Source organism: Nocardia sputi, from assembly GCF_023501985.1.
This window is the reverse complement of the sequence record NZ_JAMFLC010000045.1, coordinates 18268-30029: the sequence shown is the minus strand read 5'-3', so window position 1 is coordinate 30029 and position 11762 is coordinate 18268. Positions and strand designations below refer to the sequence as shown.

9 protein-coding genes and 3 pseudogenes are annotated in these 11762 nt (G+C 63.3%); 6 read left to right on the top strand and 6 right to left on the bottom strand.

Annotated features, from left to right (window positions below; genetic code table 11):
- Window positions 1-1262 (top strand): annotated as a pseudogene (locus M8859_RS35475) (hypothetical protein); the annotation flags it as partial.
- 209 nt (window positions 1263-1471) lie between these two features.
- On the opposite strand, the pseudogene M8859_RS35470 reads toward M8859_RS35475, so the two are convergent.
- The 3 genes and pseudogenes from M8859_RS35470 to M8859_RS35460 all read right to left on the bottom strand — a co-directional run.
- Window positions 1472-1906: pseudogene (locus M8859_RS35470) on the bottom strand (recombinase family protein); the annotation flags it as partial.
- A 14-nt stretch (window positions 1907-1920) separates the two neighbouring features.
- Window positions 1921-2034, bottom strand: a pseudogene (locus M8859_RS35465) (IS481 family transposase); the annotation flags it as partial.
- A 214-nt stretch (window positions 2035-2248) separates the two neighbouring features.
- The gene (locus M8859_RS35460) at window positions 2249-3367 is read right to left on the bottom strand and encodes an epoxide hydrolase family protein (protein ID WP_249645577.1); all 1119 of its coding nucleotides are present in this window, start codon (window positions 3365-3367) and stop codon (window positions 2249-2251) included.
- Between the two features lie 295 nt (window positions 3368-3662).
- Between M8859_RS35460 and M8859_RS35455 the strand changes: the two genes are divergently transcribed.
- Window positions 3663-4052, top strand: coding sequence for a hypothetical protein (locus M8859_RS35455; RefSeq protein WP_159930948.1), 390 nt, complete (start codon window positions 3663-3665; stop codon window positions 4050-4052).
- 370 nt (window positions 4053-4422) lie between these two features.
- Window positions 4423-4662, top strand: a complete 240-nt coding sequence (locus M8859_RS35450; protein ID WP_195072137.1) for a hypothetical protein — start codon at window positions 4423-4425, stop codon at window positions 4660-4662.
- Between the two features lie 113 nt (window positions 4663-4775).
- Here the strand turns inward: M8859_RS35450 and M8859_RS35445 are convergent, their stop codons facing one another.
- Window positions 4776-5261, bottom strand: coding sequence for a hypothetical protein (locus M8859_RS35445; protein ID WP_195072138.1), 486 nt, complete (start codon window positions 5259-5261; stop codon window positions 4776-4778).
- A 190-nt stretch (window positions 5262-5451) separates the two neighbouring features.
- On the opposite strand from M8859_RS35445, the gene M8859_RS35440 reads away from it, so the two are divergent.
- The 3 genes from M8859_RS35440 (at window position 5452) to M8859_RS35430 (ending at window position 9514) form a co-directional block, all read left to right on the top strand.
- Window positions 5452-5721, top strand: coding sequence for a low molecular weight phosphatase family protein (locus M8859_RS35440; RefSeq protein WP_249645579.1), 270 nt, complete (start codon window positions 5452-5454; stop codon window positions 5719-5721).
- 776 nt (window positions 5722-6497) lie between these two features.
- A complete protein-coding gene (locus M8859_RS35435) occupies window positions 6498-8369 on the top strand; it encodes a recombinase family protein (protein ID WP_249645576.1) in 1872 nt (623 codons plus the stop codon).
- 977 nt (window positions 8370-9346) lie between these two features.
- On the top strand, window positions 9347-9514 hold the full coding sequence (locus tag M8859_RS35430) for a hypothetical protein (RefSeq protein ID WP_249645575.1): 168 nt from the start codon (window positions 9347-9349) through the stop codon (window positions 9512-9514).
- On the opposite strand, the gene M8859_RS35425 is transcribed toward M8859_RS35430, so the two are convergent.
- Both M8859_RS35425 and M8859_RS35420 read right to left on the bottom strand, forming a co-directional pair.
- Complete coding sequence (locus M8859_RS35425) at window positions 9511-10194, bottom strand: AlbA family DNA-binding domain-containing protein (protein ID WP_249645574.1); 684 nt, start codon at window positions 10192-10194, stop codon at window positions 9511-9513. The genes M8859_RS35430 and M8859_RS35425 overlap by 4 nt on opposite strands.
- A 331-nt stretch (window positions 10195-10525) precedes the next feature.
- The gene (locus M8859_RS35420) at window positions 10526-11140 is read right to left on the bottom strand and encodes a restriction endonuclease (RefSeq protein ID WP_249645573.1); all 615 of its coding nucleotides are present in this window, start codon (window positions 11138-11140) and stop codon (window positions 10526-10528) included.
- Window positions 11141-11762 lie beyond the last annotated feature (622 nt).

Genomic DNA, 11762 nt, shown 5'->3' with positions numbered 1-11762 from the left:
TTCCGCACGATCTCTTCGGCGGAATGCCGCTTACGTCCAGCCATGGTTCTCAGTGTCCCTTCCAGCCCCTCACCAGGGCCAACGGAACTCTAGTTCCAGGCGGTCTCATTCACCGGGGACAGGCCACCAGGGCGAACGGTCTCGAACTGCTCGATCTACTCGCGCTCGGTCAGATCATCGCCAAGCGAGCCAAGACCGGACAGGTCGAATTCTCCCGCGCGGACCTCATCTCTGCAGGCGCGACTGAGAGCGTAGTGTCGTTCTGCATCGAGGACATGTCGCTACCGCCGGCTGAGTATCGAGCGAAGCTCATAGCTGATCACCGGCACGGCCGGACGCCGTGGCAGCGCTACACGATGACTCAGTACCCGTTTCTGCGACTGTCGACCGATACTGTGCTGCTGCGATACCAATGGGGAATCGACCGTTTCTTCGGCTCGCTGCTGTACTGGCCGACTTTCATGGGCCTGCCGAGCCACAAGCGCCGCCAGCCTGTCTCCGGCTCGGCGGCAGAGGCATTCAGCCACGGAATGAACCACGCTTTCGAACGGTCAGTCGGTGATTCCTTGTCGATCATCGTCAAAAGCAGCAGGAAGATGAAGCGCCTCGTTCACGAAGCCGAGCTACAGACGGCCTGGACCGAGAACAAGAGCGCACTGGCGTCTGCGTGCGACTGGGTGATTCCCGCAGGTCAACACTGCTTTGTCATCGATGCCACAAACCACCATCTCGATGCCGCGCTTGTGCAGGGCCTCGGTTCGGTGGAGGACTACGCCGCCGACATCATCCAGACCTTCTCCGGTGACGACGGAAAGTTCAACCAGGTAGCCAAAACGATCCGCAAGCTCTACACCAGCGGATCCGCCTTCGGGGTCTCCAAATCCGCAGTCTTCGTGCCGTTGGTCATAGTTCCTGACGGCGGAGTACCAAATCTGGACACCACCGATCTGGACCTACAGCTGCGCCGCCGTCCACATCTCGAAGAATTCGATGGCAGGATCCTTGCCCCCGCTGTGCTGACCTTGCCGGATCTGCAATTCCTGGAAGGGATCGGGGAAAATCCTTACCTTCCCTTCGACGTCGCAGACATCCTCGTCGCATGGCGTCGGGCATGCATGGCGAGGCGCTGGCCGATCCACCTCCACGAGTACCTCGGTGGTCTACCGATACGCCCCGTCCCGCGCCGCATGATCAATGCCCAAAAAGCTCTCGCGCGGACGCTGAATGCGAGAGTCGGTCCTGTTTCGGCGAGCGAGGCGTAGGTACGACGCAAACATTGGAGCGCAAGCCCTTTCCGAGCCCAACCTCCTTGCACCGCTTTGCCTAGCCATTACATCGGCGGATCACCCCGGCGGAGCAGGTACCAGCGTCTCGACCCGGACGCTGAACGGGTAGCGGCCGGGGCTGTCCGCGAGCACGGATTCCACGAGCGGGGGCGACCGTAAGAAACGTGTCACCAGGTGCATGAGCGCTACGCCCGGGGTGCGGTGCCGCTGATGATGCGGTGGATGGTGGAGCGGCCGACGCTGTATTCCTGGGCGAGGTCGGCCAGGCTCGCATCGTCGTCGGGGTCGTGGTAGCGGCGGTGGATCGTCTTCTGTGCTGCCAGAGGCAGTTTCGGCTGTTTGCCCTTGAGGCGCCCCTTCGCGCGGGCCTTGGCCATGCCCTCGCGGGTGCGTAGGTGGTTGAGGTTGGCCTCGAATTCGGTGACCATGGCGAGGGTTTGCAGAAACAGTTTGCCGAACGGGTCGGCCCAGTCGTAGATCTGACTGCCGAGCCCGAACAGGACATCTCGCTGGCGCAGACTGGTGAGGATCTCGCCGGCCTCGGCCATGTTGCGCGCGAACCGGTCGAACTTCGTGGTGGTCAGTACCACCTGCCGGTCCGTGACCGCTGCGGCGGCGGAGGTGAGCGCGTTGTCGCGGTGTGCAGGTAGGTGTAGCCGACCCGGCCTGTCCCTGCGCCGACGCGCTTGGACGCGAGGGCTTTCGGACCGCCTTTCCCGTGGGCCCACCAGCCGCCGCCGGCGGGGATGCTGCGCTGCGGGGACTCGGAGCCCTTGTCCTATCGGACGCGGTCCTTTTCACGGCGTCGTCGTGCTGTTCGGGTACCACCGCGAACTCGGTCATGGCGGTTGACGTCGACATAGAAGCCCATCCGAGTGACTGAGCCCCCAAGGGGCGCCTTGGCCCCGATCGGGTTTGGATCGGGGCCAGGTGGGTGGTTTGCTCAGCGGAGTTCGGGAATCTCAGCCGAGTTCGGCGAAGAAATTGCGGATGTCGGTAGCGAGCAGGTCGGGGACCTCATAGGCGGCCCAGTGGCCACCCTCGCTGTACTCGTTCCACTGGACGATGTTGGCATGGTCGCGTTCGGCGAGGGCGCGCGGTGGCTTGTAGTCGTAGCCGAAAGAGGCGAGGCCGATGGGGACGGTGGTCGGCTCCGTGGCGTGGGTGCCCTTGGCGTTCTCGTAGTAGAAGCGGGCTGAGGAAGCCGCGGTGTTGGTGAACCAGTAGATCGCGACGTTGATGAGGAGGTCGTCGGGGTCGAGGGCGCCGAGGAGCTGGCTGCTCCAGGTCAGCTGGCCGACCGGGGAATCCGCGAGGCCCGCAGCAATGGTCTGCGGCTGGGCCCGCTGGCTGAAGTCGTGGATGGAGTGCTCAAGGAACTTCTGGCCGAACTCGATGAACGCCCGGTCCTGCTCGCTCAGGTTCGCAAGCTCGTCCGGATCGCCGCTGGGGAAGGCGAAGATCTGGTTGACGTGTACGCCGATCACGTTGTCCGGGGCCAGCCTGCCCATCTCCGGGGTCACGATCGCACCCGCGTCGTTACCGTGCACGCCGTAGCGCTCGTACCCGAGGCGGCGCATCAGCTCGACGTAGGCGGCGGCCATCCGCTCCGGCGTCCAGCCGATATCGCGGGTCGGGCCGGAGAAGGCGTACCCGGGGTAGGACGGGATCACCAGGTGGAACGCGTCGGTGAGCTTGTCGACCAAGCCGAGGTACTCGACGAAGGAGCTCGGCCACCCGTGGGTCAGCATCAGCGGGGTCGCCTCGGGGTTCGCCGAGCGGATGTGCACAAAGTGGATGTGCTGTCCGTCGATCTCGGTGCGGAAGTGCGGGACCGTGTTGAGGTTCTTCTCGACCGCGCGCCAATCAAACTCGTCGCGCCACCGCTGGATCAACGGGCGGACGAACGCGCCCGGCACGCCGTATTCCCAGCCCGGCGGCACCGGGATACCGAGGTCGACCTTGCCCGCGACCTTCTCGGCGGGCAGTTCGTCGGCGAACCGCGCGTGGGTCAGCCGGTAGTTCAGATCGTCGAGGTCGGCCTGGGGGATCTCGATGCGAAAGGGGTGGATCTCGGTCATGGTCTCTCCCTAGGATTCGGAACGGAATGATTCGTTCTGTTCTGCAAAGAACTTAGCAGAATGATCAGTTCCGTTTCAACTGTTGCCGCGAAATCGCCGCTACCTGCACAAACCTAGCCACAGCAGGGGGATTTCGCCACTGGGGACTACGCGTCTGTCGGATATGCGTCACGCGCTCATCGAATGCACGCCACTCGGCGCGTGTGCGTTCGTCGGAAGCGGCCCGGCACCGGTCGGGTCGGCGGGCTTCGTGGCATGAAGCCGAGCGGTCAACAGGGTGTTCGACGCACAGAGAATGGATCTCGGGCCAGCCGACGTGGAGTCGGCCATTAACGACCTCACCGTCGACTACGCCGATACGCACAAGGCTCGGCCCACACGCATTCGCGGTGATCAAGGTTGGCGCGAGATCGAGTGGGACAACGGCGCACGACACCGGTACGAGTGGGCGCAGTACGAGATGGACCTGCGCTGCGATGCGTGTCGGAGTCCCGACGCGGATCTCTACATGGTCCACGACGAGTTGCGGAAGAGCTCGGGACTGGAAGGCCACGCGTGCTTCCGCTGCCTGGAGAAGGCGATCGTCCGTCAGCTCGTCCCCTCCGATTTCAAGGATGGCGTGCCCGCTAACACCGACTACGTCCAGCACGGCCCCGAACTCCGACAGCGAATCGGTCTCGCCTGAGGCCAGAAGGTTTCGCCCCCACCCACTGCTGCGACCGCACGTCGACCGGATCGTCCCGGACCCGGTCACCGGGGGACTGTCGGACGTGCCGGTGGAGCGCTTCCATGCCGCATTGCAGGCCGAGGGCTCTAGCGCCTTCGCCATGAGTTCGAGCAGGCTCGCGCCGGACTCGCCGATACTACGGCTACCCCTGGGACCAGGGGGGTGCTCTCCGACCTTTCCGACCTCGCTGGCGCGCTTGCCGCTGCCGCGGGAGTCGATCTGTTCGGCAACCGCCTGCACGAACTCGACCCGCGGTGGGTCGGTCGAACTCAGTAAAATTCGGATTCGCCCGGCCCATACCCCGCACGCCCGAACCATGGAGGTGAACATGGGCGCCGGCGGTCACGGTGTCGCCGCCGCGTACCGGCTCCGGGACGCACGAGGCCTGCATCCGTACATGGATGTGTGCCTGTGGTTCGCACTCGATGGCCGGTTCACGGTCGAACCACTCGCCATGTGGTCCGGACCGGATAACCTCGACATGAGTCGCCGGGTCGACGACATCCTGGTGGACAGCGGGCGACCGCGCGACGCACTCCGGCGCGAAGAAGCACCCTGGTTCTGGTAGCTCAACGCCTGAGGCCCCGAACACAACGAGAACCGGCCAGAGTATCTGGCCGGTTCTCACGTTCAGCTCGCACGCTGCGCAGCGGTCCGGTGCGGACCGCTGCGGGCCGAGGACTATTCCTGAGTCAGAGTCAGGGTCCGGTTCTCGGTGGTGTCCTTATGGATCTCGACCTGGCTCATGTCCTCGGCGTCAGGCGGCAGGTAGGCGAACGCGGCGGTGATCTCGACCGCACGGTCATCGTAGTAATACGTCATGAGTTCAATGCCGTCGCCGTCGTGAGCATCTGCGCGATTCGGGCCCTCGCCGTAGTCGTAGCCCAATGGCACCCTGACCTTCGTCTGCCGAGATTCGCCGTCACAGGTCACCCGATCCAGGGCCTCGTCTTTCATACGGACGGGTTGGCCTTCCGGGCTTTTGAACCGTTCGGACTCGACCTTGACCCACAGGGCGTTGGCCTGGCCGGGTTCGCAGATGTAGGTGATCTCGGCGACGACCCACCAGCTGTAGTCGCCGTGTGCGTCTGGGAACGCTCTCCCGATCCATATGCTGGTCGTTGCGCTGGCCGGCCCGGCCACATTGACCAGTACAGCGGCGGTCAACGCGAGTATCGAAGCGAAAAGTCTTCCACGAACCACTATGTGCGCCTTTCGGTGTCGGTAGGTGGTGGAAAAGATCCGTCGAGCGGACAGCAGCCTAGACCACGCCACACAGCAGTTATGCACGAGTCCTATGAGTGACACCAGAGGGGTTTGCGCGAGTCCGGGGGTAAGCGAACCCCAGGTCGGCGACATGGTGCGGATCGGGCCGGGATCCGTCGACATCGACATCTCCGACCAGTCACCCAAAATCCTCACCTTCGACGCCGTCGAAGCCTCCGACGTCGTCATCACCATGGGCTGCGGCGACACCTGCCCAGTCTTCCCCGGAGTCAGCTACCGCGACTGGGTACTCGAGGACCCCGCAGGCAAAGGCGTCGAGTCGGTGCGCCCGATCCGCGACGAGATCAAGGTCCGTGTCGAGGAACTCGTCGCCGAACTGCTGCCCGCGCGCCTGAACTGAGGACATCGACACGATCAGTGCATCTGGCGTCTACGAGAGCGCACCCGAGGCAACGGCGGCGGAGCCGTCGTTCCGGTAACCTGGGTGCGGGAGAATCGGCGGACAGGTCGTCAGGAGACTGTCATGTCCGTGCCTGGTTCATCGCTTCCCTCGCGCGTGCTGCCGAGCTGGTGTTGTTTCCTTCCGACCAAGCGAGTTCGCAGTACGATCATGGGGTCGCGGGCTGCGGTTTACCGAATCGCAAGCACTGGCGCGAAATTCGAAACGCTTTCAGGCGTAGCTTGCATTACTTTCAGCCGAGTGCGCCGCAAGTTTGTAGGCTCGCCACTGGTTGGTGCTGATATCCGCGCTCGTTCAAGTTATCCGAGAGCGCCTCGCAGTCGTGGTGACGAGGTTCGGCCGCATCCTTGGCCTTCTTCCGTAACATACCGCACGACAGAGTGTTTGGCGCTCGATCGGCTGGCATCGGGTATCGGTTCACGACCGCGGGCTGCTGCGGGTGGTCCGCACATCCTTTCGGCGGACATGCGCCGAGCCTTCCGCGGCAATCGCGCGCGTTCTGCCATCTTCAGCCCGGCGCAGGGGGTTGAAAGTTCGGGGTCCGAGCATGTCTACTGAAGCCAGCAATCGGGGGGTTAACCGAGAAGGCGACGAGCCTGGCATCATCGAAGTGGTTTGCCCCGACAGCCCACCCGCGCTGACCGACGACGCGGCCACGGCACTGCTTGCGCTTCTGCTTCGACATTCCCGCGAACACTCCGGCGAGAAGGACTACGATGCCGACCGAACCCAACGAATGGGCCGTCCTCGACGAACTGCTGGGACTGGTCCCCGAAACCGTCGAAAGCGCCGGTGATCAACGGTTCGCGTTCTACGGGCGCTGCTCGACCGAGGACAATCAGGATCCGGAGACCTCGTATCGGTGGCAGCGGGGCAACGCGGAGAAGTTCGTGTCCGAAGCGTCGATCGTCGCCGATTACTTCGACATCGGCCAGTCGCGGTCGGTGCCCTGGCATCGCCGCCGGGAAGCCGCACGGCTGCTGGCCGACTTGAAAAATCCGGGCCGAGGGTGGACGGCCATCGTTGTCGGTGAGGGCACTCGGTGCTGGTTCGGCAACCAGTTCAGTTTGGTCGCGCCACGCCTGCAAGCGCATGGAGTGGAGGTGTGGGTGCCGGAACTCGGCGGGCGTTTCGACGCACGCAATGTCACGCATTCGATGATGATGAGCATGCTCGGCGGGCTGAGTGAGTCCGAGCGCCAGCATGTTCAGCAGCGCACCCGAGCGAGCATGGACGCTCAAGTGCTCAACGAAGGTCGACACCAAGGAGGCCGACCGCCCTACGGGTACATGGTGGTGGACGGCCCGCCGCACCCGAACCCTAATCGGGCTTCGGATGGGTTGAAGCTGCGGATCCTTTCGCTCGATGTGAGTACCGCCCCGGTGGTACAACGGATCTTTCGTGACTACCTCGTTGGCCGTGGCGATAAGGCGATCGCCATCGCTCTGAATCGGGAGGGTGTGCCGTGTCCGTCGGCGCATCGGCCGGAGCAGAACCGGCATCGAGCCAAGGACGGTTGGCAGGCCGGAACGGTTGCCGCGATTCTCCAGAATCCCCGGTATACCGGCTATGCGGTGTTCGGGCGATGGACCAAGCACGAAGAACTTCTCGATCCCGACGACGCTGCCGCCGGTAACATCACGCGTTTCCGGCGCTCGCCCACCCATCGCATCGTTCGCTCGAAAAGCCCCGCGCATCCGGCCATCATTTCGGTAGAGATCTTCACTCAGGCTCAACTGCTGCGGCGCCAGCGGGCGGGCGGCGGCAACCGCACTCGCGCCAAGCTCGAACGCAACAGAGCATCCAGTAGTCTGCGTCCGTATCTACTGAGCGGCCTCGTACGCTGCACGGGCTGTGGTCGAAAGATGCAGGCGGAGTTGGTTCGTGACGCCGTGTACTACCGATGCCGCGCCAAGACCATCGCCCCCGGCAGTCCGGTCCTGCAAGACCATCCCCGGACAGTGAACCTGCGCGAAGATGTCGTCGTCGGGCCGATCGACAGCTGGCTGGCGAGCCTGCTCGATCGCGATCACCGCGAGAAGACCATCGCGGCTCTTCTGGCCGCCCAAGACACCGATGACACCGACGTTCAGCGGCGAACGCTTCGACAACGGATCACGGAGGCTGATGCCCGACTCGCGCGTCACCTCGCCGCCATCGAGGCAGGAGTTGATCCGCAAGCCCTCGTCACGGCCATGAACGCGGCACAGGCGGACAAAGCGGCAGCTCAAGCCGAGTTGAAGAGTCTGCCCAAGATCAATCGGCTCACCGAAAACGAGATCCGGAAGTTGATCGACTCGCTGGGTGACATCCGCGCAGTGCTCGCTGCGGGAGATCCTGCCGATAAGGCCCGGTTGTACCGAGCCTTGGCCTTAGAAGTGTGCTACCAGCACCAACAGCAACTCGCAATCGTTGGTGCCACCCCCTGTGGGGTTAGCACTGGTGTCCGGAGGGGGAGTCGTACACCGGAATTGCAGCAGCTGTGCACGGCTAGTGTGCACATGCCATCACCATACACATTTCTCTCGTTTCTGGCCTCCTTCGGACACGTCCCTGAGGCAGACGCCCGCTGCTACAGATTTGCTTAAGTGCGTTGCGCTGTAATGCGTTTGAGCAAAGTACCGGGTTTCGGTGGATAGGTGGCGACGTTCCACGGACCGAGGTCCCGTGCGGAGCGTATTTCTGTGGTCGTGCGTCGATTCGGGGGAGTCCTCGCTGGTATGCGGTGCGCAATCTTGTTTACTCGCCACGCGTAAAGCATTGCGTCCGGCCGTGGTGCCCGTCAATGCTTGGAAGACACCCAGTTTGGGTGCATTTACTCGCGGCCTGAACCTATCAACCCTGCGGGTCAACCAAAGCCGGTGCAGTCAATGCTACGTCCGTCCCAACGGATCCGCGCCACTCGAACCGGCGCCGTGAGCCCGCCAGCCGGTCCACGACGCGCAGCCGACTCCACCCAAGGGCGACTCCAGTGACCAGTGCCGTCACCCACACCGGAGTTGTTATCTGCGTCAACACAAGCGCTAGTAACGCTGCCAGAAAAGTACATTCGCCGAGAACAGCCAGCCGGGCACGCGTGCATCCGCTGTCCCCTGTGGTCGCTGCATAGCAGCATCACTTGGCGATCAAGGAAGTCGAGAATGCCGACGGGCGGCTCCTCTGCGCGGATGACTGACAGACCCTGGCTCGGCGGAGTCCAAAGACTCCAGATCAGCTTGGACGCCGCCCGCGCGAAGCTTGCCGATATCGAACGAAACACCCGATCCGGCTAGATCGGACCGATCTAGCTGGCCCTGCCAAATGCCATGTCAGCCAACAGCGACGAGAACCGCGCCAAGATTCGCGGTGCTGACTGATCACGACCTACGAAGACGTCCAGTAATTAGCCGCTTGGTCGTTCGCAAAGTGTTTGCCAGCCAGTCAAGCTCTACAGGCGAGAGCGTTGGAGCCTTCGTGCTCGTCTCGTCGACATCCCCTACGAGGCTGGCTGGCCAGCTGTATAGTCCGGTGGGTGCCGCTTGAGGATTCAACCCCAGGACCCGTTGGTTCGCGGGGCTCCGAGCTGATGGAGGCAACTCCAGAGATCCTCCGTCAGTGGGCGCTGACCACTCGCGCCGATGACCTCGACAGTCTCGCTGCTGTTGCTCAACACGACGACGCGGGCGCCAACACAGCTGACTTGTACGAGTGGCAGGCGGCCATGGCCGCCGCAGACGGATCGCTCGGCATCTAGGGGTCAACCGCAAGACTGTGCGGGCGCATCTGAACGGTGAGCGTGTCCCGGGTCACCGGAAACGGACAGCGCCTCGGGTGACCGAGCCATTTGTGGACTATTGCCGGATCCGGTTGGCCGACGACCCGCGTTTGTGGGCATCGACGTTGTTCGACGAGCTGGTTGAGCTCGGATTCGATGGCTCCTATCAGTACTTGACCCTGGCCATCCGGCAGCTGGGCTTGCGGCCTCATTGCGAGCCCTGCCACGTGGCCAAGGGCCGCGATGTCGCGATCATCGAGCACCGTCCTGGCGAGGAAACGCAGTGGGATTGGGTCGAACTGCCGAACCCGCCCGCGGCCTGGTGCGCGGGGAAGAATGCGCATCTGTTGGTGGGCGCGTTGGCGCATTCGAGTTTGTGGCGCGGGGCGCTGTCCCCGGCCGAAAACTTCGCGCACCTGCTCGAAGCTCTGGAGCGGGTCAGAAGCATTGACCGCGATAGCGCCATTGTCTTCGGCGCCGACGACGATGTAGCCGCCGCGTGGGAGGTCGGCCATCGCCGCGCAGTCCTTGGCCAACTCGACGGTGTGCATTCCCGCCCCGCTCGACAGGTCCAGGTACCGCTTGTAGTCGAGCTCGCGGTCTTCCGCACCGTTGGCGAGCAACTCCAACAACTTCTCGGGGTCGGTGCGACCGTCCACAGTGATCAACGTGAGTCTCCGTTTCTGGATTGCATCTCATGCCTGGCCCACGCAGCTGCAGGAGAGAGCGCGGCGAGCACCAGCGCCCTGCACCCAGTTAGATTCGCTTTCGGGACCATCTCTTCGCTTGCATCGCCAGTCCGCGATGACACGTTTCTGATCAGCGGGCGAGCCGCGCCGGGTGGCGGCAGGTCCTTGTGTGACAACAGGGCTTAGCTGTGACCGGCGAGGGCTTTCCTGCCAGGTCAGGTGTTCCGCACAGGACGGCCGGGCACGCCACCGCGATCACTACACCCTCGCCGCCGATGGGGTTGATGCTGATCGATCCCGGTCAGAATCTTTGTAGTCCGGAAGCGTTTCGGCGTGAATCCAAGGCAATGCGGATGATCAGGGACCCGAGGCCGATGACCCCGAGGACCATCCAAAATGTTGCAGGGGCGTCTTGCCCCTGGATAAGCAGTGTCACGCCTGCAATCCAACCTGTCGCCGAGACGATAGATGCCGAAAGCTTCGGGAATTCGCGAATTACGGTGAGGATCACCAGCAAGCAGAAGACCACGAACAGTAGCACTTGTTCGCGCCGCTCACGTGCCATCATGGTCTGGGCTGGCTTGTTACGCGGTATGAGCCCGTTGTTTTGGTCAATGGTGAAGAGTGCGACCTTGAGCTCGTTGGCACACTCGACTGCCTGGGCTGTGTACCCGCTAGCGGAGAAGAACAGCATCTCAAGGTGATGCCTGCGCCCGCGGGCGCCGTACAGCTTTTGGACATCGGGGCGGCCCGTAGGGGAGATGTGCCATTTAACCTGAGCGATTGCCCGCGAACTGGTCACGTCGATCCCGCCATCGGCTCCGCGGGGTGTGACCTTGGCATCGGGGAATCCGAGAGCGCGCATGTGTTGGGCCGCAGAGTTTTCAGCCGCTTCGAACGACGGGACACTCAGCACCCGCGCCTCCGCTCCACCACATCCGACTGCTCGACCGGCTTACCATTGGTTCGGTACCTGCGACGACGATTCGTTCCATCTTGCCCCATCAACGTCCGAAGTGTCAGCACTACAACGGATTTGTCGTGCGACCTGAAGCGACTGAGGGCTGGAAGTCAGCCCGTACCCTTCTCGTCATCAATGTCCTGCGGCAAGCCGGCACCGACGTCCACGCACAGGATTCCTACCAGACCGGATTCCTACCAGACCGGCCAGCTGTCGCGCGGCCCGGCCGTCGCGGATGCCCGATGTTCCGCCGGAAGGGCGGAAATCTCGACTCGATCGGGTAATCGCCAGTTGCCTGCCGATCTCATGCGTCCGGCCTGCCGCATCTTTCGGCCGACAGCAGCGGGCAGGAAGTCGAGAAGGTGTAGGTCCTTCCGATGAATTCAGTTGTCGCGGCGAGGATTCAGCGAGAGTCGCAGGTGCCGGCGCTCGGCAGGACGCCCAAACATGGGCAACTGGAAAATGTCTGGTCATCGTGGGTAACCATCCGGTCTGACGATTGCGGTGCGCCCGCACGGATCGGTTCACAGATCCCGTATTCGTCGTGCCCAGGGCGGGGCGTGTCGAACATGGGAAC